The organism is Xylanibacter ruminicola, assembly GCF_900142525.1.
GTDB classification, from domain to species: domain Bacteria; phylum Bacteroidota; class Bacteroidia; order Bacteroidales; family Bacteroidaceae; genus Prevotella; species Prevotella ruminicola_A.
Genome location: NZ_FRBD01000010.1, coordinates 25,383 through 51,462, shown reverse-complemented (window position 1 = coordinate 51,462; position 26,080 = coordinate 25,383). Strand labels below are relative to the sequence as shown.

General features: G+C 48.7%; 20 protein-coding genes. 13 read left to right on the top strand and 7 right to left on the bottom strand.

Annotation, left to right across the window (positions count from 1 at the left end):
• Both BUB86_RS07605 and BUB86_RS07600 read right to left on the bottom strand, forming a co-directional pair.
• Complete coding sequence (locus BUB86_RS07605) at positions 1–663, bottom strand: hypothetical protein (protein WP_073207848.1); 663 nt, start codon at positions 661–663, stop codon at positions 1–3.
• Positions 664–667: 4 nt separating this feature from the next.
• The gene (locus tag BUB86_RS07600; protein WP_073207844.1) at positions 668–1,171 is read right to left on the bottom strand and encodes an RNA polymerase sigma factor; all 504 of its coding nucleotides are present in this window, start codon (positions 1,169–1,171) and stop codon (positions 668–670) included.
• 455 nt (positions 1,172–1,626) lie between these two features.
• On the opposite strand from BUB86_RS07600, the gene BUB86_RS07595 reads away from it, so the two are divergent.
• The 3 genes from BUB86_RS07595 to BUB86_RS17600 all read left to right on the top strand — a co-directional run bounded on the left by BUB86_RS07595 (position 1,627) and on the right by BUB86_RS17600 (position 3,512).
• Complete coding sequence (locus BUB86_RS07595) at positions 1,627–2,313, top strand: NYN domain-containing protein (protein ID WP_073207842.1); 687 nt, start codon at positions 1,627–1,629, stop codon at positions 2,311–2,313.
• Positions 2,314–2,862: 549 nt separating this feature from the next.
• Positions 2,863–3,378, top strand: coding sequence for a DNA-binding protein (locus BUB86_RS07590; RefSeq protein ID WP_073207839.1), 516 nt, complete (start codon positions 2,863–2,865; stop codon positions 3,376–3,378).
• 17 nt (positions 3,379–3,395) lie between these two features.
• Positions 3,396–3,512, top strand: coding sequence for a smalltalk protein (locus tag BUB86_RS17600; protein ID WP_175549438.1), 117 nt, complete (start codon positions 3,396–3,398; stop codon positions 3,510–3,512).
• Between the two features lie 63 nt (positions 3,513–3,575).
• Here BUB86_RS17600 and BUB86_RS07585 read toward each other — a convergent pair whose 3' ends face one another.
• Complete coding sequence (locus BUB86_RS07585) at positions 3,576–6,044, bottom strand: TonB-dependent receptor domain-containing protein (RefSeq protein WP_081373149.1); 2,469 nt, start codon at positions 6,042–6,044, stop codon at positions 3,576–3,578.
• Between the two features lie 175 nt (positions 6,045–6,219).
• On the opposite strand from BUB86_RS07585, the gene BUB86_RS07580 reads away from it, so the two are divergent.
• Positions 6,220–7,230 carry an iron ABC transporter permease gene (locus BUB86_RS07580; RefSeq protein WP_073207832.1) on the top strand — a complete coding sequence of 337 codons (1,011 nt, stop codon included), beginning with the start codon at positions 6,220–6,222 and terminating at the stop codon, positions 7,228–7,230.
• Between the two features lie 83 nt (positions 7,231–7,313).
• Here BUB86_RS07580 and BUB86_RS07575 read toward each other — a convergent pair whose 3' ends face one another.
• The 4 genes from BUB86_RS07575 to gltB all read right to left on the bottom strand — a co-directional run bounded on the left by BUB86_RS07575 (position 7,314) and on the right by gltB (position 16,509).
• On the bottom strand, positions 7,314–9,527 hold the full coding sequence (locus BUB86_RS07575) for a glutamine synthetase III (protein ID WP_073207829.1): 2,214 nt from the start codon (positions 9,525–9,527) through the stop codon (positions 7,314–7,316).
• Positions 9,528–9,717: 190 nt separating this feature from the next.
• Positions 9,718–10,566 carry a diaminopimelate epimerase gene (gene dapF / locus BUB86_RS07570; protein ID WP_073207826.1) on the bottom strand — a complete coding sequence of 283 codons (849 nt, stop codon included), beginning with the start codon at positions 10,564–10,566 and terminating at the stop codon, positions 9,718–9,720.
• Positions 10,567–10,593: 27 nt separating this feature from the next.
• A complete protein-coding gene (locus tag BUB86_RS07565; protein ID WP_073207822.1) occupies positions 10,594–11,961 on the bottom strand; it encodes a glutamate synthase subunit beta in 1,368 nt (455 codons plus the stop codon).
• Between the two features lie 30 nt (positions 11,962–11,991).
• The gene (gene gltB, locus BUB86_RS07560; protein ID WP_073208082.1) at positions 11,992–16,509 is read right to left on the bottom strand and encodes a glutamate synthase large subunit; all 4,518 of its coding nucleotides are present in this window, start codon (positions 16,507–16,509) and stop codon (positions 11,992–11,994) included.
• Between the two features lie 341 nt (positions 16,510–16,850).
• Between gltB and BUB86_RS07555 the strand changes: the two genes are divergently transcribed.
• Genes BUB86_RS07555 through BUB86_RS07515 form a run of 9 tightly spaced genes read left to right on the top strand, consistent with a single transcriptional unit; the run spans position 16,851 to position 26,080 of the window.
• Complete coding sequence (locus BUB86_RS07555; protein ID WP_073207819.1) at positions 16,851–17,726, top strand: YicC/YloC family endoribonuclease; 876 nt, start codon at positions 16,851–16,853, stop codon at positions 17,724–17,726.
• Between the two features lie 35 nt (positions 17,727–17,761).
• Positions 17,762–18,340 (top strand): guanylate kinase, encoded by a 579-nt coding sequence (gene gmk, locus BUB86_RS07550; protein ID WP_073207816.1) that lies wholly within the window; start codon positions 17,762–17,764, stop codon positions 18,338–18,340.
• A complete protein-coding gene (nadD, locus tag BUB86_RS07545; RefSeq protein WP_073207813.1) occupies positions 18,337–18,885 on the top strand; it encodes a nicotinate (nicotinamide) nucleotide adenylyltransferase in 549 nt (182 codons plus the stop codon). The genes gmk and nadD overlap by 4 nt, the downstream gene beginning before the upstream one ends.
• Positions 18,878–20,701 carry a phosphoethanolamine transferase gene (locus tag BUB86_RS07540; RefSeq protein ID WP_073207810.1) on the top strand — a complete coding sequence of 608 codons (1,824 nt, stop codon included), beginning with the start codon at positions 18,878–18,880 and terminating at the stop codon, positions 20,699–20,701. The genes nadD and BUB86_RS07540 overlap by 8 nt, the downstream gene beginning before the upstream one ends.
• Entirely contained in the window at positions 20,698–21,753 is a 1,056-nt protein-coding gene (locus tag BUB86_RS07535) for an acyltransferase family protein (RefSeq protein ID WP_073207807.1), read from the top strand. Before BUB86_RS07540 ends, BUB86_RS07535 begins: the two co-directional genes overlap by 4 nt.
• The gene (locus tag BUB86_RS07530; protein WP_073207802.1) at positions 21,750–22,733 is read left to right on the top strand and encodes an acyltransferase family protein; all 984 of its coding nucleotides are present in this window, start codon (positions 21,750–21,752) and stop codon (positions 22,731–22,733) included. Before BUB86_RS07535 ends, BUB86_RS07530 begins: the two co-directional genes overlap by 4 nt.
• A complete protein-coding gene (locus BUB86_RS07525; protein WP_073207799.1) occupies positions 22,730–23,317 on the top strand; it encodes an HAD-IB family hydrolase in 588 nt (195 codons plus the stop codon). Before BUB86_RS07530 ends, BUB86_RS07525 begins: the two co-directional genes overlap by 4 nt.
• Positions 23,314–24,666, top strand: a complete 1,353-nt coding sequence (locus tag BUB86_RS07520; RefSeq protein WP_073207798.1) for a DUF6080 domain-containing protein — start codon at positions 23,314–23,316, stop codon at positions 24,664–24,666. Before BUB86_RS07525 ends, BUB86_RS07520 begins: the two co-directional genes overlap by 4 nt.
• Positions 24,659–26,080: a DUF6080 domain-containing protein gene (locus BUB86_RS07515; RefSeq protein ID WP_081373148.1), complete on the top strand. Its 1,422-nt coding sequence runs from the start codon at positions 24,659–24,661 to the stop codon at positions 26,078–26,080. Before BUB86_RS07520 ends, BUB86_RS07515 begins: the two co-directional genes overlap by 8 nt.

The following is a 26,080-nucleotide window of genomic DNA, read 5'->3' as shown; positions in this document are numbered from 1 at the left end:
TCATTGTTTGGGACTACTGGTTTGTAAATCTGCTGTCAGGATGCTATCGCTCAGTTCCAAACGGATGCGCTCAAAGGAATTCATACTTCTTATAGCTTCTACTGCCGACTGCTGCTTGTTCCAGATGTAGAACAAACGAAGCGTCTTGGCATCCTCGCTCTTCCAGATCAGCGACAGTCCGTAATAGTCGGCCATGTCGGTAAGTATTTGTTCGAGTGTGGCCTCGTCGTAGCGTACCACCTTAGAAGGTATGGTGTCTGTTTTTATAGTGTCTGCTGGCAGTTGGTGTGGATTAGCAATTGTTGTTTCTTGGATTGTTTTTTGCGGCTCTATACCTGCATTAGAGAAATTGCGTATGATATGGATAGCAGCAAAGGCAATACCCGACATCATTAATATGCCAATAAAAGTGGCAGCTATCTTCAACCAACTGCGCTCTGGCTTCTGCTCTGTCAGATGAGTCTGTGCGAAACGCTGCCATTCGGCATCTACATTGTTCACATCGTTTTCATCAGACAACATAGCCTGTTTCAACTGTGTCGTGGCTTCCATCAGCTTGCGTACTTCGGGATCGTCAAGCATTGTCTGCAATGCCTGTTCTGAGAACTGTTCAGGATGCTCCTGCATGTCCAATAGCAACTGGATTTTCTCGTCTCTCTCCATAGTCTTATTTCTTTTGATTGTTATACTCCTTGATTGTATTCATGGCCTTTGCCAGATGTTTATAGACCATCACGCGGCTGATGCCCAACTGGTCAGCTATTTCCTGATACTTCATGCCGTCTATATGCCTCATGCGGAACACCAATAAGGTCTGTCCTGTCAGATGCTTCTTGGCGTAGGCCATCATCTGCTGATACCATTGTTCAACAGACGTATAGGAGATCGTGTCATCGTCTGTCACCATGTTCTGCTTCATCTCCAGTGTATAGGCTTGCTCGAACTTGGCCCTCACATCCTTGTGTTCCAGCAGATTCAGGCATCGGTTCCTGACACTTGCCATCAAATAACCCTCCATGTTCTTTGGTAGGATGTCAGTCTTTATCAGCGTGGCAAACACCTCACTCACCACGTCGCGCGATTCCTCGTCGTCGTAGAGCATCCGCTTTGCCAACCGTATCATTGGGCCGTAGTGCTGTCGGAACAATATTTCTATCTTTTCTTTCTTCATTCTATTCTTATAGACAGGAAAGGGGGCGTAAAAGATAACCTCTAGACCAAACTTTTTTCAAAAAAGGGCATAAAAAAGTACTTTTGTCGATCCCTTCATCAACAAAAGTACACAATTACACGCAAATGTTACACCTTGTGCCGCGACTTTTACGGATTATTAAAAGACCACCCACAATACCGTCTTCCTCATTACCTTTCCCAAAATCTCTAAAAAAATAAAACTGCATCACAAGGTCGCAGTTCTTGATATTTCGGCCATATTTTGCCGATCCTGGCTATATAAATGTTAAATATCGGACGATTTTTGGCAAATTTTTTGCTTTATTAAAATATAACCACTATCTTTGCACCATGATTAGGCTCATGGCGAAGCACATTCGAAAGCTGCTCTAATATGCCGCTTGTTCTTGATAATGGATGTGCCAACCCTTGAGCATTTTTTTATAAGCTATTATGAAGCAGAAAAACAACTTACCTCCCGTAAAGATTGCCGTGTTGATAGATGGCGGCTTCTTTGTAAAACGATTCAACAGCCTTTATAACAAAGACCGCAAGATGACTGGTGCACAGGTTGCTGATCACCTTTATACAATGGCAATGAAGCACGTTGGCAATAACAACACCCTTTATCGTATTTTCTATTATGATTGTTTACCATTAGATAAGAAAGTACATAACCCCATCAGTAAGAAACTGGTAGATTTCAGCAATACTGATGAGTACAAGTTTCGTATGGAACTTCTGGAAACGCTTAAGCGCAAACGTAAGGTAGCCCTGAGAATTGGAACGTTGAAAGACAACCATAATTGGCAGATTTACCCAGGGAGGGTGAAGGAGTTGCTATCCGGGAAAAAGAAACTGGAAGAGCTGAAGGATTCAGAGATATTCCTTGATGTGCAGCAAAAGGGCATCGACATGAAAATTGGAGTGGATATTGCGACCTTGGCATTGAAGCGGTTTGTGGATACCATAGTTTTGTTTTCTGGTGACTCCGATTTTGTACCTGCAGCAAAATTGGCTCGTCGAGAGGGGATTGACTTCATACTCGATCCGATGCAGGCAAATGTTGAGCCACAACTATTTGAACATGTTGACGGGATAACCAGTCTAGGCCCATTCAACAATAAGAAAAAACAATAATGCGAACTTACCCAGTTACCCACTTACCCACTTATGACAAGAAGGTCGTAGAGGTTATGTAGTTCATATTTTTGAAATGGGTTTGTACCCCTGCATTATAGCCGTCCCCTATCAGGGGACTCTAAAGGTACAAGTTAAATAGAGGATAGTTTTATTATTATATATATTATAATATATATTAATAATAAGGCTTTATGGTCCGCTCGAGCTTGCTCGCTTGGCTCGTCCAAGAACTTTTTCAGGAAATACTCCTGTCATAGGTGGGTAACTGGGTAAGTGGGTAACTTGATAGTTTCAATTCAGTTATCAGGTTGCAAGTTTTTTGAAAAATAATTGTTCTTTTTCTTGCATAATTCAGGAAAATTTTGTACCTTTGCATCATAGATGCAAAACGGACAAAAGCGTCTAAAATTTGCGGCATAGCCAACGGGAAAATTTTTGTTAACCATGGAGCAAGATTTTCATAGGCAAAGCGCAAAAACGGAGGAATAAGGAAGAGGTTTTAAGGAGAAGGAAAAGTTTTTACACCCTTAAAATTTTAATTAATTTATGGCACTTAAGGTAAAGGCAGTAGAGAGACTGCTGAAGTTTTCGAAGAATGAGAATGATCCTGGCGTTTATCGCTATGTGATGAAGGCTGATCTGTACACCAGTCTAACTCAGACAAAGGTAATTAAGGAGGCTGCTATGCGCAGCGGCGTGAGCCAGGGCGTGATGAAGGCCTGCTGGGATGCTGCTGGAGAGGTAATTAAGGCTTGGGCTACTGAAGGCCACAGCGTGGCTCTGCCCGGACTGGGTTCGATGCGATTCGGACTGCGAAGCAAGGCTGTGGAGAAGGTAGAGGACGTGAAGGCAGGTCTGATTACCAGCCGCAGAATCATCTTCACTCCATCGATCGACCTGAAGGACGAGCTGGCAAGCACCACCGTTCAGATTACCTGCATCGACCGCAATGGCAAGGAGGTGAAGCGTGTAACCTCTACCTCTGGTGAGGTGGAAGACCCTGAGAATAATGGTGAGTATGACGGACCAACAGGAGGTCTGACTCCAAATCCGGGAGATTAAAATGAGAAAAATCGACTATGAAGAAGACACGCCTGATTGAGATTGCGGTGAAGATGGTAGTAGCCGCACTCACAGCTGCACTGACTGCGCTGGGAACCACTAGCTGCATGGGGCATGGCCCACTGTATTTCTAAAATGAAATGTCCGCCGACAGGCTCCACGAAAAGGAACTTGTCGGCGGCTTTTTATGCATTAAACTACATACGTGCCTTCTGCTTCTCACCAGCACCGCTACCACGATACTTAGAGCGAGCCTCGTTGAACTTCCATGTCAGGTTCATAACGAAGGTGCGACGGGTAGGATTACGGAAAGTCAACTCGCGTGGACCATACATGGTGCCGTTAGCCTTATTAGTGGAGAAGATGTCGTTGCAACGCAGGTCGAGAGTGAGCGAACCCAGACTGCGCAGATTGATGTCGCGCTGAACACCCAGATTTACACTTCCCTGAGCCGTCATAAGACGGCAGTTGCCTGAATCGCCTTTTGGAAGGAGGCTGGCATCTGCATTGATGCGCCAGTTCTTGGGCAGCGAGATGGTGTTGTTCCAACCCACCTGCATCAGAGGATGATCGAGCGTGATAACAGAGCCATCGGCACACTGCGACTTGTAGTTCTGGAATTGCAGATAAACATACCATGTGGGATGCCAAGTCCATTGACCATTGAACATTGACCATTGAACTGTAGGACTGGCGTACGTGTTGAAACTCAGCTGATTATAATCGTCTTTTGTGTTGATAGGATGTAGCAGGCAGACCAGCGGATCGTCGGCACCTGGGAATGGCTCTGACCACATGGTTGTGGCATCCTTAATCCTACTGTAATCAACGTTCACTCCCATCCACTTGTAGCCCACGTTCAGTACAACGCTGTTGGTGTACATAGGCTTCAGATATGGATTACCACTCTGATAAGCATAACGGTTCAGGTAAATCGTAGAACTGGTAAGATTTCCGTATGCAGGGCGATCGATGTCGCAACGATACGAGAGCGACGTCTGAACCTTACCTATTGGAGCAGAGATGACCAGCGATGGGAACCAGTCGCCATAGTTACGGCACACCTCGTCGTCGCGCTTTCCAAAGTTGTAATAGTCGTTCTTCAGGTGCTCGTAGCGCAAACCGGCCTGAACAAATACCTTTCCAAACTGGTGTCCATACTCCACGAATGCAGCTGCCGACTTCTCATTGACCTCAGTATCGGTAGTGGTTACAGGCACAGCCTCAGAAGCCACGAATGAGTAGGCATCAGTACGATGGTTGTACGAGTACTCGCCTCCTATTGAGAGGTTACCCTTAAAGAGCGGATAGCTGAAGATGAGCTTCGAGGCCCAGAAGTTGTTAGCACTCTTGGTGTTGCTCTCGATGTTACGAACATCAGGAGTACCGGTCTTCACACCATCGGCCCAAGCCAGTTCACGGGTGTATCCAGGAGCCTCTGTATCGTCAAAGAGTCCGTCGATATTCAGGTCGATGCCCAGATTGCCCACCTTACCATTATAATAGGCGTTGAAGATGTGCTTCTTGAACTTCTCGTCCTGGTATACCTCGCTCTCTGAACGCTCCATGAACTGGCCGTTCTGATATTCGTCGGTATTAAACTGACTGGTCAGCGTACCGCTGGGGTGATAGTCGTACTTATAGAATGCACCCAGACTGTGGTTCTCGTCGATCATGTAGTTGAACTGCAACTGGGGCGACAGGCCCTTCCACTTATGGCGGGTCTCCTGCTTTGAGTAGCCGATAACCTCGTCCTTACCCACCAGGTAGTACATATCGTCCTCCTGCAGGCTCTTGGCGTGGGCATAGCTACCAGCCCAGAATGAGCCTTTGAGGTCGAGTCCACCCGTACGATAGTTGATATCGAACAGATTGTTAGCAGAAGCACCATACTGATACATACCCTGAGCTTTCTCCTGGAAGCTGATACCCTCGCCCTGAGCCTTCTTCAGTGTGATGCGAATCACGGCCTTAGTCGAAGCCTTATAGCGTGCACCAGGGTTCTGAACTACATCTACATGCAGTATCTGATCGGAGTTGATACGACCCAGCTCGCTTACATCCTGCAGTCTGCGACCATTGATGTAAATCTCAGCCTCGCCACGGCCCAACACCTTGATGCCGCCATCACTCTCAGCCAGCGATGGAATCTTAGTCAGTGCATCGCTGATGGTTCCTGCCTTCTCCAGGATGGTTCCAGCAACGGTGGTACGCATGGCGTCGCCCTTCACATGAGTCTTAGGCAGCTGACCTTTTACTACCACCTCCTTCAGCAACTGGGTGTCTTCCTTCATCTGGATGGTCAAGTCCTGACCTGCCTTTATATATAAGGTCTGATATCCCACGCTGGTTACCTTAAACAATCCTTCGTTTACATCTGTTACAATCTTAAACATGCCCTGTTCGTCGGTCATGCCTCCCTGCACGAATGCAGAGTCGGGCAGCGACAGCAGTACTACGTTAACGAATGGCATAGGCTCACCGTTCTCATCTATTACGCGTCCGCCCCAGTCCTGTGTCTTGAGCACAGCTCGACCTCTGTCGCGACTCGACATAGCCGATGCAAGCATCGCTCTGTTCTCGCTGCTCCATCGGTTGGCGAAACTCATAACGGTCATCATCATTGCAGCTATCAGAGCTGTCATTCTTAAATTTAGCTTTTTCATATTTCTAATCAATTTTTGATTTTTACATCATGTGACATTTTCTGTCATCATTTGTCGTATTGGACGCCGCAAAATTACATTTAGTTGCAAAATGCCCCAATTTTTGGGATATTCTGCTATCTTTTGTGACGAATGGTGTGATAAACGGATTTTTTTTCTTATTTTTGCCCACTGTATGAACAAAGGTACAGCTTATTGCCTGGGATTGGGATTAGTGGTCATCATTCTCTTCGCCCTCAATCTACTGTTGGGATCGGTCAGGATTCCAGCCGCTGATGTTGTCAGTATCCTTATGGGCAATGAGGCCAGCAAGGCATCGTGGCAGTTCATTGTTCTTGAGTCGCGATTGCCTCAAGCCATCACAGCCACCCTGTGTGGTGCTGCCTTGGCCGTTAGCGGACTGATGTTGCAGACGGCCTTCCGCAACCCTCTGGCAGGTCCAAGTGTGTTTGGTGTGAATAGTGGTGCAGGTCTTGGTGTGGCGCTGGTGATGCTATTCCTTGGTGGCGGACTATCTGTTGGCTCCGTCAGCATTACAGGTTTTGCCGCCATCCTGTTGGCCGCCTTTGTGGGAGCCATGGCGGTAATGGCCATTATCTTCTTTTTCTCTACCTTGGTGCGCAACAGCGTTATGCTACTCATCATTGGTATCATGATTGGCTACATCTCTAATTCAGCCATATCGCTGCTCAACTTCTTTGCTACCGACGAGGGCGTTAAGTCGTATATGGTATGGGGCATGGGCTCGTTTGGTGGTGTATCTATGGCCAATATGCCTGTGTTTGCCATCGTCACCTTAGCAGGACTGTTTGGTGCTTTGCTACTGATAAAACCCCTTAACGCCCTGATGCTGGGCGACAGATATGCTGAGAACTTAGGTGTGAACATCATGCGAGTTCGCAACTGGCTGTTGATAGTAACTGGTCTGCTCACAGCCATCACCACCGCCTTCTGCGGTCCTGTGGCCTTTATCGGCTTGGCTGTTCCTCATATTGCGCGACTTTTACTTACAACTGATAACCATCGCCAACTGCTGCCCGCCACTTTGCTTTGCGGATCTGTAGTAGCCCTGGTGTGTAACCTTATCTGCTACCTGCCAGGCGAGAGCGGCGTCATACCCCTGAATGCTGTCACCCCCCTCATCGGCGCCCCCGTCATCATCTACGTAATTGCCAGAAAGAGATAAAAAAGAGGGACTTGGTGCTATCTCAGCGTCAAGTCCCCACGCAAACTTCAAACAACCAAAAAAAGAATTGTTTGATGTCTCTGTTATCGGATGAACAGTAACTCTCTGTACTTAGGCAGTGGCCACAGCGCATCGTCAACAATCAGTTCGAGCTTGTCGATCTGATAACGGATCTCGTCGAGCTTTGGCTCTACGGTATCGTGGTAGGCGATGGCCTTGTCGTGCTCGCCGCCAATCTTGTTAGCCAGCTTGCGAGCATTTACCAGCTCCTCAACACCCTTCTCGATGGCAGAGGTGCGCTCAGCAATCTCCTCGATAATCTTGATGTTACGAGCGTTCAGCTTCTCGGCCTTGTCGACTGGGAATACGGCAGCCATATTCTCAACGTTCTTCAGCAGCTGACTCTGATAGCTGGTAGCCACTGGAATGATATGGTTCATTGAGAGGTCGCCCAGTACGCGAGCCTCAATCTGAATCTTCTTGGTGTAGGTCTCCCACTTCACCTCGTTACGAGCCTCGAGCTCCTTCTGGGTCATCACGCCCAGGCTCTCGAACATTGCGATGCTGGCATCGTCGAGGTAACGCTCGAAGATCTTCGGACAGCTCTTCTCTACGTCGAGACCACGCTTCTCGGCCTCGATAACCCACTCGTCGCTGTAGCCATTGCCATCGAAGCGGATGGGCTTACAGGTCTTGATGTCCTCGCGCAGCACGTCGATGATAGCGTGGAACTTTGCGCTGTGCTCAGTGCCGGCCAGCTTCTTCTCAAACTCAGGGATGCGAGCGTCAACACGCTTCTTGAAGTCAACCAAAGCCTCAGCAACGGCGCTGTTCAGGGCAATCATAGCGCTGGCGCAGTTAGCCTCAGAACCTACAGCACGGAACTCGAAACGGTTACCTGTGAAGGCGAATGGAGAGGTACGGTTACGATCGGTATTATCGATCAGGAGCTCAGGAATTTCAGGAATATCCATCTTCAGACCCTGCTTGCCAGCCATAGCCAGGAAGTCCTTATCGGCAGTCTCGATGTGGTCGAGCAACTCGCTAACCTGCTTGCCAAGGAATGAAGATACGATGGCAGGGGGAGCCTCGTTAGCGCCCAGACGGTGAGCGTTGGTAGCACTCATGATAGAGGCCTTGAGCAATCCATTGTGCTTGTAAACACCCATCAGTGTCTCAACGATGAAGGTAGCGAAGCGCAGGTTGGCCTCTGGAGTCTTGCCAGGAGCGTGCAGCAGGATGCCGTTGTCAGTTGAGAGTGACCAGTTGTTGTGCTTACCAGAACCGTTGATGCCAGCGAATGGCTTCTCATGCAGCAGCACGCGGAATCCGTGCTTACGAGCCACCTTCTTCATCAGACTCATCAGCATCATGTTGTGGTCGACAGCCAGGTTAGTCTCCTCAAAGATAGGAGCCAGCTCAAACTGGTTAGGAGCCACCTCATTGTGGCGAGTCTTACAAGGAACACCCAGCTCCAGGGCCTGAATCTCAAGGTCGCGCATAAAAGCAGCCACACGCTCAGGGATAGCTCCAAAGTAGTGGTCGTCCATCTGCTGGTTCTTTGCAGAATCGTGGCCCATCAGGGTACGACCAGTGAGCAGCAGGTCAGGACGTGCAGCATACAGACCCTCGTCAACCAGGAAGTACTCCTGCTCCCATCCAAGGTTGCTCTGTACCTTCTTAACTGCTGGATCAAAGTAATGGCAAACATCGGTAGCAGCAACGTTTACGGCATGCAGAGCGCGCTTCAAAGGAGCTTTATAGTCGAGTGCCTCACCACTATAACTAATGAATACAGTGGGGATACAAAGGGTATCGTCGATAATGAAAACTGGAGATGTTGGATCCCAGGCTGAGTAACCACGAGCCTCGAAGGTAGAACGGATACCACCTGAAGGGAATGAAGAAGCATCAGGCTCCTGCTGAACAAGCAGCTTGCCAGTAAACTCTTCTACCATACCACCCTTGCCGTCGTGCTCAATAAATGAGTCGTGCTTCTCGGCTGTTCCCTCTGTCAGAGGCTGGAACCAGTGAGTATAGTGAGTAACGCCATTCTCTACAGCCCACTGCTTCATGCCAGCGGCTACTGCATCGGCTACAGCTCTGTCAAGACGTGATCCATTGTCGATAACATCGACCATCTTCTCGTAAACGTCCTTTGGCAGGTACTTGTACATTTTCTCACGATTGAAGACCTTCTTACCAAAATACTCGTAAGGTCTCTCACTTGGGGCTTTTACATCGAGGGGCTTTTTCTTAAAAGCCTCGCCGACAACCTGAAATCTTAATGCTTCCATAATCAATCTTTTTTATGTTTGTTATACGATTTGCTTACACTTTGTTACGATTTCGCTGCAAAGATACGACAATTTGAAAGCAAAACGCAACTTTAAGCTGCAATATTTATCTACTTTTTATTCACAAGTTACAATTTGTAAGTTAAGTTAGGTTGTTTGCTTACAATCTGAAACTAAAATTGAGAATCTATTAATAAAATATCTCTCCATCGAACACAAATTCCGCTGGACCAGTCATATAGACGTGGTTATCACTTTCGCGCCATTCGATGGTAAGCGTGCCACCATCCATCACAATTTGCGATGTGCGACCAGCCTTACCTGTCAGTGCAGCTGCCACAGCAGTAGCGCACGCTCCAGTGCCACAAGCCTGGGTGATACCACTACCACGCTCCCATACGCGAGTGCGGATAGAAACCCCTTCCATACCTCCCCGAGGGGAGGCTTTTGTATCCCCCTCGGGGGACGATAGGGGGGTTGCAAACTCAATGTTGCAACGCTGAGGGAAAGCTGGGTGATGTTCCAATATACGCCCTGTCTCGCCTACCTGATCTACATTATCTGTAAATATCACATAGTGCGGATTGCCCATCGATACAAAGGTGCCTTTATCCATGCCATGATGAACCAGAAACTGGGTTTCGTCTTCTAGCTTTGGTTCGAGCATATCAACGGTCACGGAGTCTACACACCCCTCACTCACATGCAGGTTCAGGATTTTAACACCTGAGAGTGTGAGCAGGCGGATTTCTGTCTTATCTGTCAGTCCGCGCTCGTAGAGGTATTTACCTATGCATCGCGATGCATTGCCACACATCATGGCCTCGCTGCCATCGGCATTAAAGATGCGCATAGAGAAGTCGGCCTCAGGAACAGGCGATTTATCAATCAACACCAATCCATCGGAGCCGATGCCTTTATGGCGATCGCTCCAAAGGATAGATGCTTTAGCAGGGTCGTCGATGGGGTATTGCATGGCATTGACGTAGATGTAGTCATTGCCAGCTCCGTGCATCTTGGTGAACCTTATCTTTGTCATTTGACAATTTGACTATTTACTATTTGACTATTTATTAGCAAGATAGCTATTCACTTTCTGAGCAGTCTGCTTGCCTGAGGCCATGGCACGAACTACGAGGCTGGCGCCATTGGCAGAGTCGCCACAGACGAAGACGTTCTTGGGGTACTCAGGATGCTCAGGCTTGAGGAAACCCATAGCCAACAGAACCAGCTCGGCCTTGATGATTTCGGGCTTACCCTTCTCTACCATGATGGGGCGTCCACCCTCTGGGTTTGGCTTCCAGTCAATCTCCTGAACTTTTACACCTATCAGCTTGCCATCCTTACCCAGGAACTCCAAGGTGTTGATGTTCCAACGGCGGGTGCAACCCTCCTCATGCGAAGAGGTGGTCTTGAGGGTGCGAGGCCAGTTGGGCCAAGGGTTCTGGGGGTCCTCAGGACCTTCTACAGGCTTAGGCATAATCTCAATCTGAGTGACGCTCTTGCAACCCTGACGATGGGCAGTACCGATACAGTCACTACCAGTATCACCACCACCAATCACAAGCACATCCTTGCCCTTGGCTGTTACGCGCTCGTCTTTGCTGAACTCCATACCAGCCAGCACACGATTCTGCTGAGACAGCATCTCGAGGGCGAAGTGAACACCTTTCAGCTCTCGGCCGGGGGCCTTGAGGTCTCTAGCCGTTGGCGTTCCAGTGGCGATTACGACGCTATCGTAATCGCTGGCTAGTTTTTCTAGCCCGGCTAGATCATCTAGGGCTATGGCATTGCCATAGCAGAACTCTATGCCTTCGGCCTCAAGCAGGCTGATACGGCGGTCGATGATAGCCTTGTTCAGCTTGAAGTTGGGGATACCATAGCGGAGCAAGCCGCCGGCAGCCTCGTTCTTCTCGAATACTGTTACCTTGTAGCCCATCAGGTTCAGGTCGTTGGCAGCAGCCAGTCCAGCAGGACCAGCACCAATTACTGCCACCTTCTTGCCATTACGCTGGATGTCGGTCTTGGGCGTGATAAATCCCTCCTGGAAGGCCATCTCTGTGATGGCGCACTCGTCCTCACGGTTGGTAGTTGGCTCGTGGTTAAAACGGTTCAGCACACAGGCCTTCTCGCACAAGGCGGGACAGATGCGGCCAGTGAACTCTGGGAAGGGGTTAGTGCTGTTGAGCAAGCGATAAGCCAACTCCCAGTCGCCTTTGTACAGTGCATCGTTCCACTCAGGGGCTTTGTTGCCCAACGGACATGCCCAATGGCAGAAGGGCACGCCGCAGTCCATACAGCGCGATGCCTGCAGTTTACGTTCGCGAGTGCTGAGCGTCTGCTCTACCTCGCCAAAGTCGTGGATTCTATCGTGAATCGGACGGTATCCCGCCTCCTGGCGGTGTATCTCTAAAAATGCTTTTGGATTTCCCATGATTATCTATTGAACATTGATCATTGAACATTAATAGTCGCGCTGGATATTGGCGATCTTCTCCTGGAGCTTTTTATTCTGCTCCTCTTGCAGCACGCGCTTGTACTCGATGGGGACTACCTGGATGAAGTCCTGAACGTAGCGCTGCCAATCGTCGAGCATGCGGCCTGCCAGGGCAGAGCCTGTGTGCAGGTAGTGCTGACGGATGAGTTCGAGCAACTCCTTGCGTGATACGCTGTCCTCGACCAGCGAGAGCTCCACCATATCCATGTTGCAGAAGTAGTCGAAGGTATGGTCAGGGTCGTAGACGTAGGCCACACCACCACTCATACCAGCGGCGAAGTTACGCCCTGTCTTGCCCAGCACAACCACGCGTCCGCCAGTCATATACTCGCAGCAGTGGTCGCCAGCACCTTCGATGACAGCGATGGCACCCGAGTTGCGCACGCCGAAGCGCTCGCCCACCTTACCATTGATATAGAGTTCGCCAGAGGTGGCACCATAGAGGCCGGTGTTACCAGCGATGATGTTGTCCTCGGCATGGAAATCCTCACCACTTCGGGCTGGAGGCAGGATAGAGATGCGACCGCCTGAGAGGCCCTTTCCGAAGTAGTCGTTACACTCGCCCTCGAGCTTCAGGTTGACGCCCTTCACGGCGAAGGCACCAAAGCTCTGACCGGCTGAGCCTTTGAACTTGATGTTAATCGTATTATCAGGCAGACCAGCCTCGCCATATTTCTTGGCGATGACACCAGAGAGCATGGTGGTAACGGCACGGTCTGTATTCTTGATGGCGTAGTCGAGGGTAATCTCCTCGCCACTCTCGATAGCCTTCTCGGCAGCCTTGATAATCTCCTCGTCCTTCACGCCAGTAACCTTGGTGAATGCGCCACGATCCCAATAGAGGGCCTTTTCTGTCTCAGGCTTGTGCAGCAGACGACCGAAGTCGATGGTCTTCTGCTTATCGGTAGCGTTGGTAGTATCAACCTCGATGAGTTCTGTGTGACCGATAATCTCCTTCAGGCTCTTCACGCCGATTTCACTCAAGTACTCGCGCACCTGCTCGGCCAGGAAGGTAAAGAAGTTCACCACGTACTCCGAACGACCCTGGAAGTGCTTGCGCAGCTCGGGGTTCTGGGTGGCCACACCCATGGGGCAGGTATTGGTGTTACACTTACGCATCATCACGCAACCCAGCACAATCAGGGGCAGCGTACCAAACGAGAACTCGTCGGCTCCCAGCATGGCCATGATGATGACGTCCTTGGCAGTCTTCAGCTGACCGTCGGTCTGCAGGCGAACCTGATTACGCAGGCCGTTGATCACCAGCGTCTGCTGAGTCTCAGCGAGACCAATCTCAGGACTTATACCTGCGAAGCGCATAGAGCTTGCAGGCGATGCACCTGTACCACCCTCGGCACCAGAGATGACGATGAGGTCGGCCTTAGCCTTAGCCACACCAGCGGCGATGGTTCCCACGCCACTCTCGGCTACCAGCTTCACGCTGACGGCAGCTGTAGGGTTGATATTCTTCAGGTCGAAGATGAGCTGTGCCAGGTCCTCGATACTGTAGATGTCGTGATGAGGTGGAGGTGAAATCAGCGAGATGCCAGGAATAGCGTTACGCGTCTTGGCGATAATCTCGTTGACCTTGAAGCCAGGCAGCTGTCCGCCCTCACCAGGCTTAGCACCCTGCGCCACCTTAATCTGTATCTCCTCGGCATTCACCAGGTACTCGGCTGTCACGCCGAAACGTCCACTGGCAATCTGCTTGGTCTTACTTGAAAGGCTCACGCCATCCACCTCTGAGTGATAGCGGGCGTTGTCTTCACCACCCTCACCAGTATTACTGCGTGCACCCAGTTTGTTCATGGCGAGTGCCAGGGCCTCGTGGGCCTCGATGCTCAGAGCGCCGAAGCTCATGGCACCTGTTACGAAGTGCTTCACGATGCTCTCAACGGGCTCTACCTCGTCGATAGGTGTTGGCTTGGCAGCCTTCTTGAACTTGAAGAAGTCGCGGATGAAGATTGGGCTCTCCTTCTCGTCGACGATGGCCGACCACTGCTTGAACTTCTCGTAGTTGCCCTGGCGGGTAGCCAGCTGCAGCTGTGCAATAGTCTCAGGGTTCCAAGCATGCTTGATACCATCCTTGCGCCAAGCAAAGAGACCCTGGTTTTGCAGCATGGTCTGCTGCTTGGCCTCCTCATGCAGACGGATAGCATCGCGAGCAATCTCCTTCAGGCCTACACCACCGATGGTGCTCACCTCAGTACCGAAGTATCTTCTCAGCAGGTCCTCGCTCAGTCCGATGCTCTCGAAAATCTTAGCGCCACGATATGAACGGATGGTACTAATACCCATCTTACTCATAATCTTCTTCAGGCCCTTATCCACAGCCTTGATGTAGTTTTTCTCGGCAGTAGCGTACTCCTCCTGAATCTTGTGATGCTTCACCAGGTCGTCGAGGATGGCGAATGTCATGTATGGACAGAGTGCGCTGGCACCATAGCCCAACAACAGGGCTGCATGCATGGTTTCGCGAATCTCACCGCTCTCAACTATCAGGGCTGTCTGAACGCGCTTACCCACGCTAATCAGATAGTGATGAACGGCACTTACAGCCAACAATGATGGGATGGCGGCATGCTTGTCGTCGATGTCGCGGTCAGAGAGGATGATGTAGTTCACACCCTCGTCAACGGCTTTCTCAGCGTCCAGACACAAATGATCAATAGCCACCCTCAGGTTCTCCCCGCCCCTTTCAGGGGAGGGGTTAGGGGTGGGGTCTATCTCGAACAGCATTGGCAGCTTTATTGTCTTGAAGCCCTTATAGCGGATGTTACAAAGTATGTCGAGCTGGGTGTTGGTGAGCACAGGCTGTGGCAGGCGAACCATCTTACAGTTGCTGGCATCAGGCGTCAGGATGTTGGTTCCTACGGCACCGATGTACTCCGTCAAGCTCATTACCAGCTCCTCACGGATAGGGTCGATGGCAGGGTTGGTGACCTGTGCGAACTGCTGACGGAAATAGTTGAACAGCACCTGTGGACGATCTGAGATGACAGCCAACGGCGTGTCGTTACCCATAGCAGCCACAGGTTCCTGACCTGCTGTGGCCATAGGGATGATGGTCTTATCGATATCCTCCTGACCGAAGCCGAACTGCACCAGCTTAGCGTTCAGATTTTCCACACCATTGTCTACCTTACGACCGCTCTTCAACTTCTCCAGCTGCACGCGGTTCTCGTTCAGCCACTCGCGATAAGGATGGGCCTTAGCCAGCTGCTCCTTAATCTCGCCATCGTAGTATATCTTACCCTCCTGGGTGTCAATCAGCAGAATTTTTCCTGGCTGCAGACGACCTTTCGATACCACGTCGCCTGGCTCAAAGTCCATCACGCCAACCTCACTGGCTACTACCATCATACCACCCTTGGTGATGGTATAGCGGCTGGGGCGCAGTCCGTTTCTGTCCAGCATTCCGCCGGCATATCGACCATCCGAGAACAGCAGCGCTGCAGGACCGTCCCATGGCTCCATCAGGATAGAGTGATACTCGTAGAAGGCCTTCAGGTCCTCGCTGATGGGGTTCTTGTCGTTGAAGCTTTCTGGCACCAGAATAGCCATCGCCTGTGGCAGACTCAGTCCGCTCAGCATCAGGAACTCAAACACGTTATCCAGGCTGGCAGAGTCGCTCATACCCTCTTGTACGATGGGGCGCAGGTCCTTGATATCGCCTAAGGCTTCACTTGAGAGCACGCTCTCGCGAGCCTTCATCCAACCGCGGTTACCACGAATGGTATTTATTTCTCCGTTGTGGGCCAACAGGCGGAAAGGCTGTGCCAACTTCCACTTTGGGAAGGTGTTGGTCGAGAATCGCGAGTGTACCAGCGCCAATCCACTTGTAAAGTAATCGTTGCTCAGGTCAGGGAAATAGCGACGCAGCTGTCCGCTGGTCAGCATTCCCTTGTAGATGATATTCTTGTTCGACAGCGAGCAGATATAAAAATCCTCGTTGTCGATACGGTTTTCTATACGCTTGCGTACCTTATATAATATACGCTCGAATACGGGCACCTGCTCGTCGGCGATGCCAGTAACAAAAATCTGCTTGATGTCGGGCTCAACTTCGCGAGCTGCGGCACCCAGCACCTCAGGGTTAGTTGGCACAGCGCGCAGGTGCATCAGGGTCAGACCCTCGCGCTCAATCTCCTCAATCATTACTGAGAGGATGTCCTGCTGCGCTTTCTCGTCTTTTGGCAGGAATACCAGTCCCGTTCCGTACTTACCCTTCTCAGGCACAGGAATACCCTGCAACAGGATAAACTCGTGCGGAATCTGTACCATGATACCGGCTCCATCGCCAGTCTTGTCGCGAGTCTCAGCTCCGCGATGTTCCATGTTTTCCAGCACTTTCAGTGCATTGTCTACCAGATCGTGACTCTTTCCGCCGTGAATGTTCACTACCATTCCCACGCCGCAAGCATCATGCTCATAGTCGCTCTGATAGAGTCCTTTTTGGGTTTGAGTTTGCTTTCTTTTTGTCATATTATCCTTCATTAATCTTACTATTTGTCAGATTTTTGGTGCAAAGATATATCATTTTGTCATCATACGCGCGAGATTGCTGACATTTTCATCTACTTTTTCTTTAAAAGTAACAATCTGTAAGCAAACAATCATATTTTGCTTACAATCTGAAACATTTAGGTGGTTATATATTTACATTGTGTACGAACACGCATAATCTAAAATAGATTTCCTTTACTTCATGATTCGCACCTATGAGCAATGCTCGAAGGTATTTACATTCGGAAAAACCCAAATAAATTTGTTTTTTCGCTCACTTATTCGTACCTTTGCAGCCGAATATTATTAAATAGGTACGTATGATACAATCGATGACAGGCTACGGCAAGGCTGTAGTAGCATTTAAGGAAAAAAAGATTCATGTAGAAATCAAGTCGCTCAACTCAAAGCAGCTCGACTTGAACACCCGTATTGCACCACTCTATCGCGAGAAGGAGATGGAGATGCGCCAGATGGTAGCAGAGGCGCTGATTCGCGGAAAAGTTGATATGAGCGTATGGGTAGAGAAGGATATGGCAGTAGACCCCACACCAATCAATGCACAGCTGGTAGAGAACTACTATCAGCAGATAAAGACAATAGCAGAAAAGACAGGCATCCCCACACCTGAGGACTGGTTCTATACCTTGCTCCGCATGCCTGATGTGCTGACAAAGACTGACGTAGAAGAGCTTGACGACGAAGAGTGGGCTGCAGTGAAAGGCGGCGTAGCCGAGGCCCTGAAGAATCTGGTTGACTTCCGCACTCAAGAGGGTGCCGCTCTGCAGAAGAAGTTTGCTGAGAAGATAGACAATATTGGTAAGCTGATGGCCGAGATTGAGCCATACGAGAAGAGTCGTGTTGAAAAGATCAAGGCTCGTATCATCGATGGCCTGCAGCAGATTCCATCAGCCGAATATGATAAGAACCGCCTGGAGCAGGAGCTGATTTACTATATCGAGAAGCTGGACATCAGCGAAGAGAAGCAGCGCCTGGCCAACCACCTGAAGTACTTCCGCGACACCATGAACGAGCCTGCTGGCCAGGGTAAGAAGCTTGGCTTCATCGCTCAGGAGATGGGACGCGAGATCAATACAACTGGTTCGAAGAGTAATCAGGCCGAGATGCAGAACATCGTGGTGAAGATGAAGGACGAGTTGGAACAGATTAAGGAACAGGTTCTGAATGCTCTTTAAGGAATTGAGGAGAGAAGAAATTAGGAGAGAAGAAGATGAGTAGAGGAAAGTTAATCATTATATCGGCTCCAAGTGGAACTGGTAAGTCTACGATTATCTCGTGGTTGATGAGAGAGCATCAGGAACTGAACCTGGCCTACTCCATCTCGTGCACATCGCGAGCCCCTCGCGGCACAGAGAAACATGGAGTTGACTACTTTTTCCTGACACCTGAGGAGTTCCGTCAGCGTATAGACAACGACGAGTTCTTGGAGTACGAAGAAGTATATACCGACCGTTTCTACGGCACACTCAAATCGCAGGTTGAGAACCAATTGGAAGCTGGGCAGAACGTTGTGTTCGATGTCGACGTGAAGGGCGGCGTGAACATTAAGAAGTTCTATGGCGACAAGGCGCTGAGCCTATTTATCCAGCCTCCATCAATCAACGAACTGCGCAAGCGACTGGAAGGTCGCGCTACTGATGCACCAGAAGTCATCGATCAGCGCATAGCCCGCGCTGAGTTCGAACTCTCGTTTGCAGAGAAGTTCGACAAGATTGTGATTAATGACAAGCTGGAATATGCCGAGGCTGATGCATTAGAGATCATCAAAGCGTTTTTAGAAACAGAATGATAAAAACGGGGATATTTGGCGGATCGTTCAATCCCATTCATAACGGTCACATTTCGTTGGCCCGTCAGCTTCGAGAGAAAGCTGGGCTCGACGAAGTGTGGCTGATGGTTTCGCCACAGAATCCCCTGAAAGCCTCAACCGATCTGCTCGACGACGAGATTAGAATGAAGATGGCCCGAATGGCTGTCGAGGGCGAAGAAGGTATCATAGCCAGCGACTACGAGATGCATCTGCCCAAACCATCATACACCTGGAACACGCTTCAGGCCCTCAGCAAGGATTATCCTGACAGAGAGTTCGTGCTGATGATAGGTGGCGACAACTGGCAGTTGTTCGACAAGTGGTATCATGCTGATGATATTCGCCAGAACTATCAGATAATTGTCTATCCTCGTCGTGGATTCGAAGGCGGCATCGAAGGTCTTGACCTTATCGACATTTCGAGCACAGAAATCCGCGAGCGAATAGAAGCAGGCAAGAGCATCAGTCAATTGGTGCCAAAGGCTGTGGCTGAATACATAACAAAACATAAGCTGTATGCTTAAGCGACTAAAGATAAATCCACTTGAATGGCTTGGGTATCTGTTTGCCCCCATCCAGAAGAATGGCGCATTCTTTGTGTTTATGTTTGCGCTGGGGTGGATTTGCACTCAACTGGAGATAACACTACACGTGAAAGGCGCTAAGCCCTACGAACTTTCTGCACCAGAACTATTTCTCGATATTTATGCCGTATGCGTAGTACTTACATTGATACCAAGCAAAGTGCGCTATTGGGTAAGAGCCCTACTCTATGTGGTGCTTTACAGCGTGGCGCTGGTAGATATGTTCTGCTACGTTAAGTTTGAGTCGACACTCACACCAACCATGCTGATGCTGTTTGGCGAGACGACCCAAAGAGAATCGGAAGAGTTCTTGGCATCGTATCTGGGATGGGACGTCATCACATCGAATGTAGGATGGATTCTGCTGCTTATTCTGGTTCATATCCTGTGGACTATCCTGCACAGATTACTGGCAAAGATATGCAACAGCATGATTCTGCCAAAAGTAAACCAGTCGGTTCTTGTAGTATGCAAAGCAGTATTAGGTGTAGTGGCAGCTTGGTTGCTGATAGACTCATGCAGCCAATGCTGGGACAATAAGGTGGCTGCTCACAGACTGTTTACCTACAATACGATAGGACAAGTGGAGCACGAGCTGACTCGTAAGGATTGCACCAAGCTCTATCTGCCCATTTACCGATTGGCATTTGGCATCTATGCCAACCACCTGGCCTCGCACCAGATAGACCAACTGATGGCGGCTCGCAACAAAGTTGTGGTGGATAGCTGCTCGTATCGTGTGCCAAATATCGTGCTGATTATTGGCGAGAGCTACAACAAGCATCATTCTCAGCTTTATGGCTACAACAAGCCAACTACTCCACGACAAGTACAGTTGGCCAATGAGGGTAGTCTGGTACCATTCAGCGACGTGGTGGCTCCTTGGAACCTGACCAGTTTTGTGTTTAAGCAGGTGATGTCTATGTATGCTGTTGGCGATAGCGGCGAGTGGTGCGATTATCCATTGTTCCCAGAGGTGTTCCGCAAGGCTGGCTATCACGTAACGTTTATCACAAACCAGTTCGAGTCGAGAGCCAAAGAGGCTGTTTACGACTTTAGCGGAGGTTTCTTCATGAACAACCCAGAGCTGAGCAAATATCTGTTTGACACTCGCAACACCCGTCTGCACAGATTCGATGAAGGCGTGCTGCAGGAGTACGACAATCTGAAGAAAGAAAATACTGAGCATAACCTGACGATTCTACATCTCATGGGATCGCACGTTGACTATCGTGCCCGCTATCCGCAGAAAACTCGTACATTCTTTACCAAGGAGATGTATAATCGCCCAGAACTGCCAGAAAAGAAACTGCGATTGCTGACTGAATACGACAATTCCCTGCGGTATAACGACTCGATAGTCTATGCCATCACCCAGCGGTTCATCGACGAGGATGCTGTGGTTATCTATATGCCTGATCACGCTGAAGAGATATTCGACGGCAAGCCTTACGCCTACGGACGAATGCACTCTGCCACTATCGACTATCGACTGGCTCGCAACGAGATGGAGATTCCGTTCTGGATCTGGGGTTCGCCCAAGTATCGTGAGCTGCACCCATACGGCTGGCAGGCCATTCAGGCTGCTAAGGATAAGCCTATGATGACAGATGTGCTGCCACACTTGCTGCTATACTTTGGAGGCATTTCTACTCCACTCTATCGCCCTGAATACGACATTATAAATCCAAAATACAACCAGAAGCGCCCCAGAATACTGAAGGGCGAGACTGATTATAACAAACTGAAGAAATGAAACAGGACCTGTTGTCGAGAGCTGAGTGTACAGCGATGCGAGGAATAGCCATTCTGGCCATCGTGCTTCACAACTACTGCCACTTTATTGGCAAGATTGTGAAGGAGAACGAGTATCAGTTCTTTGCCTCGAACAACGACCGACTTTGGAATGCAATAACCAATCCTGATGAGTTGCTGCCCGTACATCTGCTGTCGTACTTTGGCCATTATGGCGTGCCTGTTTTCCTGTTCTTGAGCGGACTGGGCTTGGTGATGAAATACGAGAAAGGCGACAATAGGGTGAGCACTTTGCCATTTGTTCGCTACAACTACCTGAAGTTGCTGAGAATGCTGATTGTGGGATTCTCGCTGTTTATCATTGTAGACATTCTGACTCCAGGCCGATTCCAGTTCCATTGGTATAACGTGGTGGCCCAGCTACTGATGTACATTAACGTGCTCCCAGAGCCTGATAGAATCATTTGGCCTGGCATCTATTGGTTCTTCGGACTGATGATTCAGCTCTACATCGTGTATCGCGTATTACTCTATCGCCAGAAGAATATCTGGGTGATAGCGCTGATTGCCATCTGCTGGCTGCTGCAAGCATTCTGCGATCCTGAGGGTGAAACACTTAATCGCCTACGCTATAATTTCATAGGAGGCATGCTGCCATTCGGACTGGGTATCTTGTTTGCAAGAATTCCCACACCTGGGAAATATTTTTTCCTAACTAAGAAAATATTTTTCGTAGCCTTACTACTCTCTACAGCTTTGATAGTAGCCATGAGCTTCTGGTATCAAAGTTGGTTCTTTGTTCCTGTGTTTATCATCATCGGAACCATCGCATTAGTAAAAGTAATGCCAAAGTGGATGCTCAGCATCATCACATGGGTTGGATCGATTTCTGCAGCTATGTTTGTGGCCCATCCTATAGCTCGCAAACTCTTTATCATCGTAGCCTGGAAACAGGATATCTACGACGGACTGATGCTTTACGTCATTGCTGTGATCGCCCTATCGTGGACTGTTAAGCAGCTATTAGACCGTATTCCCAAACCCAAACTATGAAGATTAAGGATATAGAACTGGCCAACGTTAGTCGCTATCGTGGTGAGTTGATGGGAGCAGCTATGCTTTTCATCATCCTGTTTCACGTGCCCTTGGCTCGTAGCAACGAGTTCTTTGGCTTGAGGCGATGCGGAAACGTGGGGGTTGATATGTTCCTCTTCCTAAGCGGTATCGGCCTTTGGTTCTCGTGGGTTAAGAATCCTGATGTCTGGAAGTTCTACAAGCGTCGTCTTCTTCGCATCTATCCGGCTTGGCTCGTAATGGCTTCGCTTTTCTACATGCAGCGATTCGATTGGACTAATGGCAACTATATCGACTTGATAGGCGATATCACCATCAACTGGGACTTCTGGCTTCACGATGAGCTTACCTTCTGGTACATCCCTGCCATCATGATGCTCTATCTCTGGGCGCCTCCTTATATGAAGCTGATACAGAAGCATCCTATCTACCGCTGGCTGCCTGTACTGATGATTCTTTGGTGCATCTGGGTACAATGGATTGGTCCGCTGCATCAGGCTGTGGGCCATATCGAGATTTTTTGGAGTCGCGTACCTATCTTCTTTATTGGCATTAACTGCGGCGAGCTGGTGAGACGAGAGACCAAGATAGATGGCGCTGGCATCTGGATGGTGCTGATTCTGTTTATTGCCACCTTCAGCTCTTGTTTCTATCTGGAGCAAATGACTCATGGACGATTCCCCCTGTTTGTAGAGCGAATGATATATATCCCCTTTACCATCACGCTTATTTTAATGCTCAATCGTATATTCCGCAGAACCCCAAAGTGGTTCAACCGCTTCTGTGCATTCTTTGGTGCATTGAGCCTGGAGGCTTACCTTATACACGACCACTTTGTAATGACCTATATAACGCCTTATCATCTGGGCTATTGGCCTACTGCATTGCTTACTATTGTGATAACCATTCCGCTGGCTTGGCTATTGCAGAAGATACTAAAACTGGTGGTTAGGATATGAAGAAGATATACGCATTCGATTTCGACGGAACACTTACCACAAAAGATACTTTGCTAGAGTTTATCCGTTTTGCCAAAGGTTCGCTATCTTTTGGATTGGGATTTATGCGATATGCCCATCTGCTGGTGATGATGAAGCTTGGACTCTATCCCAACTGGAAAGCCAAGCAGAAAGTGTTTGCACACTTCTTTAAAGATACGACGTTGGATGATTTCAACACCATCTGTCAGGAGTTTGCAGCCTCATCCAAGCATTTGCTCAGACCTAAAGGTATCGAAGCTATCAACAAGGCAAAAAGCGAAGGCTCAGAAGTGCTGATAGTAAGTGCATCTATCGATAACTGGGTACAGCCATTCTTTGCTGATGTAAAGGTATTAGGCACCCAGATAGAAGTTGTAGATGGCAAGTTGACAGGCCGATTCCTAACCAAGAACTGCTATGGACAGGAAAAGGTGAATCGCATCCTTGCCCTCTACCCCCATCGTCAGGATTATCACTTAACAGCCTTTGGCGACAGCAGAGGTGACAAGGAACTGTTGGCTTGGGCAGATGAATCACATTTCAAACCATTTAGAGAGGTATGAAACTGAATCGTGAAGAATGGTCGATAGGATTAGTCATTGCTTCAGTACTCCTGGTGCTGAATGGTATGATGATTCTGAAATATAACTCTCTGCTTGACCCTCTGAGCGAGGATTATGCCAAACAACTCTCATACCTGTTTCACGTATCAGGTTTCGACCCCATTACCTATAAGGTGCTAACCCACTGGCAGATGGCCTACGATGTGGTTCGCCATCCGTTGCTACCTTATTATATGTATCCGTTCTACTTGCTCAATCAGCTATTTGGTTGTCAAGGGGCTATGTATATTGTGGCAATCATCATGACTACGAGTAGCTTCTTTTCTGCGGTATTCCTGTTCCGCATTCTTCGCCAACTGGTTGAGTTGAAGAGCATCGATGCCTGCTTGCTTACGCTATTCTTCTTCAGTTTTGGCTATGTTCTGGCAACCTTCTTTGTGCCTGATCATTTTGGCATATCGCTCTGTCTGATACTTTTATCGCTATACCTTATTGGCAAAGCCCAGAAAGAAGGTAGGATGCTGAAGCTTTGGCAGACAATCTTGCTGTTTGTAGCTACATCAGGCGTAACACTCACTAACGGCGCTAAGGTTTATGCAGCAGAGCTGATAGCCAGAGGCAAGCATTTCTTTCATTGGCGGTTCCTGTTGCTGGCAGTTGTGCTGCCATCATTGCTGATGGTGGGTGCAGGCCTGTTGGAAGAGCGTATCTACGTCTATCCCCAGCAGCAGGCTGAGAAACAGTATTTCGAGGAGCACAAGTCAGAGATGATGGCCAAGGCCAGAAAGAACCATCAGCGTTACAAGAATGCCCCTTGGGTGATACACAAAGGCAAGCCATTCGGACAAGGCAGTCTGCTGCAATGGACTGATTCTACCACTTCCAGACCTAAAACCCTGCAGGAGAACGTATTTGGCGAGTCGATACAACTGCATAGCGATTGGGTGCTCGATGATATCCTGACCAGCTATCGCCCAGTATTGCTGAATTATCATCATTGGTACAACTATGCCACAGAGGGATTGATTATTTTGCTACTATTAATAGGAATAATTGCTGGATTTAATAGTAAATTGTTGTGGATGTGCCTACTTGGTATACTACCTGATGCTGCCATGCATTTGGGACTTGGGTTCGCCATCAACGAGATATACATCATGTCGGCCCATTGGATATACGTTATCCCCGTAGCCATCGCCCTTCTCTTTGCCAAGACTAAGGGCAACTGGCTCTTTGGGCTCAGAACTATCGTAGCAGCACTAACAGTCTATTTGTTTATTCACAATCTGTGGCTGATCATCGACTGGATGAATCAACCCGTAGTTTCAACAAGTTTCTGGTATGAGTAATATAAAGATGAGTTTTAAACGCCTGAATATCTTCAGGGTAAAACCTGAAGAGCGCTATCAATCAATCATAGCATTGATGGTGATTATTGCCCTGAATGCGTTGTTTATCTATCGCATGCACGACCTGTTTATGCAACCAGGATTCGGACCTTATTGGAAAGCATTCGAACACGAGCTGCATCTCTCAGGCTACGATCCGCTTACCTATCTGGGCGTATCAAATTGGGATGTGGTATATCAGGTATATCGCCACCCATTACTATCGTTTATGATATGGCCATTATGGGCGATAAACGAAGGACTCACCTGGGTGTTTGGCGTTAACTGCGTGCAGTATCTGGTAGCAGCATTGCTCATATTCTGCTCATATTACTCGTATATCTTCCTTTATCGCATTCATCGCGAGGTGATAGAGCTAAGTCAGAAAGATGCTACGTTGATGACGGCCTATTGCTTCTCGTTTGCATATATCCTGATGTCAGTTATTGTGCCTGACCACTTTACTATATCTATGTTCCTGCTGCTTATCACCTTGTATATCTCAGGTGTATGCATCAAGAAAGGTAGAAAGTTCCTTTGGTGGCAATCGGCTATCCTGTTCTACATTACAGCAGGCGTAACGTTGAGCAATGGCATCAAAGTTTTCCTATCAGGATTCTTCGTTAATCTGGGCAAATTCTTCCGTCCTAAATATCTGCTTTTAGCCGTAATACTGCCAGCAGCATTGCTTTGGGGAACAGCTATCTGGGAATATCGCACCTACGTGCTGCCAAAAGAGAAGGCCAGAGCCGAACAAAAGGCTAAGAAACAGGCTGCATTGGAACAGAAGGTAGCAGCAATGACGCCTGAAGAACGAACCAAATACGAAGAAAAGAAAGCTAAACGAGATGTTGTACTGAAAAGGCAAGCAGCAAAAACTGGTACGCCTATGGAGAATTACGGATTCCTGAAGTGGACTGATATTAGCACATCGCGCTGGCAGTCAACTTACGAGAATCTGTTTGGCGAGTCGATACAGTTCCATCAGGATTATTTCCTCGAAGACACATTGGTTCATCGCCCTGTATTCGTGCCTTATCGCTGGACGCTTAGCTATTGCATTGAGACATTAACGGTATTGCTGTTTGTGGCAGGTATATGGTTTGGACGCAAGAGTCGTTTCCTGTGGCTATGCCTATCATGTGCCGCCTTCGATATGTTTATCCATCTGATATTAGGCTTTGGCATCAACGAGGTGTTTATCATGGCTCCACATTGGCTGTTTGTGCTCCCAATAGCCACAGCCTACCTGCTGAAGAGCATCCGTCATCAGTCGCTACGAGTAGTCATAACGCTATTGGCGCTATACCTATTTATATATAACGGCTATCTGTTGACAGACTTCCTGCTATCGCCTATCAAGACTGTGATTTAA

Excerpts from the sequence above, each read along its gene's own strand:
- BUB86_RS07605 (WP_073207848.1), bottom strand. The coding sequence starts at position 663 with ATGGAGAGAGACGAGAAAATCCAGTTGCTATTGGACATGCAGGAGCAT.
- BUB86_RS07600 (WP_073207844.1), bottom strand. The coding sequence starts at position 1,171 with ATGAAGAAAGAAAAGATAGAAATATTGTTCCGACAGCACTACGGCCCA.
- BUB86_RS07595 (WP_073207842.1), top strand. The coding sequence starts at position 1,627 with ATGAAGCAGAAAAACAACTTACCTCCCGTAAAGATTGCCGTGTTGATA.
- BUB86_RS07590 (WP_073207839.1), top strand. The coding sequence starts at position 2,863 with ATGGCACTTAAGGTAAAGGCAGTAGAGAGACTGCTGAAGTTTTCGAAG.
- BUB86_RS17600 (WP_175549438.1), top strand. The coding sequence starts at position 3,396 with ATGAAGAAGACACGCCTGATTGAGATTGCGGTGAAGATGGTAGTAGCC.
- BUB86_RS07585 (WP_081373149.1), bottom strand. The coding sequence starts at position 6,044 with ATGAAAAAGCTAAATTTAAGAATGACAGCTCTGATAGCTGCAATGATG.
- BUB86_RS07580 (WP_073207832.1), top strand. The coding sequence starts at position 6,220 with ATGAACAAAGGTACAGCTTATTGCCTGGGATTGGGATTAGTGGTCATC.
- BUB86_RS07575 (WP_073207829.1), bottom strand. The coding sequence starts at position 9,527 with ATGGAAGCATTAAGATTTCAGGTTGTCGGCGAGGCTTTTAAGAAAAAG.
- dapF (WP_073207826.1), bottom strand. The coding sequence starts at position 10,566 with ATGACAAAGATAAGGTTCACCAAGATGCACGGAGCTGGCAATGACTAC.
- BUB86_RS07565 (WP_073207822.1), bottom strand. The coding sequence starts at position 11,961 with ATGGGAAATCCAAAAGCATTTTTAGAGATACACCGCCAGGAGGCGGGA.
- gltB (WP_073208082.1), bottom strand. The coding sequence starts at position 16,509 with ATGACAAAAAGAAAGCAAACTCAAACCCAAAAAGGACTCTATCAGAGC.
- BUB86_RS07555 (WP_073207819.1), top strand. The coding sequence starts at position 16,851 with ATGATACAATCGATGACAGGCTACGGCAAGGCTGTAGTAGCATTTAAG.
- gmk (WP_073207816.1), top strand. The coding sequence starts at position 17,762 with ATGAGTAGAGGAAAGTTAATCATTATATCGGCTCCAAGTGGAACTGGT.
- nadD (WP_073207813.1), top strand. The coding sequence starts at position 18,337 with ATGATAAAAACGGGGATATTTGGCGGATCGTTCAATCCCATTCATAAC.
- BUB86_RS07540 (WP_073207810.1), top strand. The coding sequence starts at position 18,878 with ATGCTTAAGCGACTAAAGATAAATCCACTTGAATGGCTTGGGTATCTG.
- BUB86_RS07535 (WP_073207807.1), top strand. The coding sequence starts at position 20,698 with ATGAAACAGGACCTGTTGTCGAGAGCTGAGTGTACAGCGATGCGAGGA.
- BUB86_RS07530 (WP_073207802.1), top strand. The coding sequence starts at position 21,750 with ATGAAGATTAAGGATATAGAACTGGCCAACGTTAGTCGCTATCGTGGT.
- BUB86_RS07525 (WP_073207799.1), top strand. The coding sequence starts at position 22,730 with ATGAAGAAGATATACGCATTCGATTTCGACGGAACACTTACCACAAAA.
- BUB86_RS07520 (WP_073207798.1), top strand. The coding sequence starts at position 23,314 with ATGAAACTGAATCGTGAAGAATGGTCGATAGGATTAGTCATTGCTTCA.
- BUB86_RS07515 (WP_081373148.1), top strand. The coding sequence starts at position 24,659 with ATGAGTAATATAAAGATGAGTTTTAAACGCCTGAATATCTTCAGGGTA.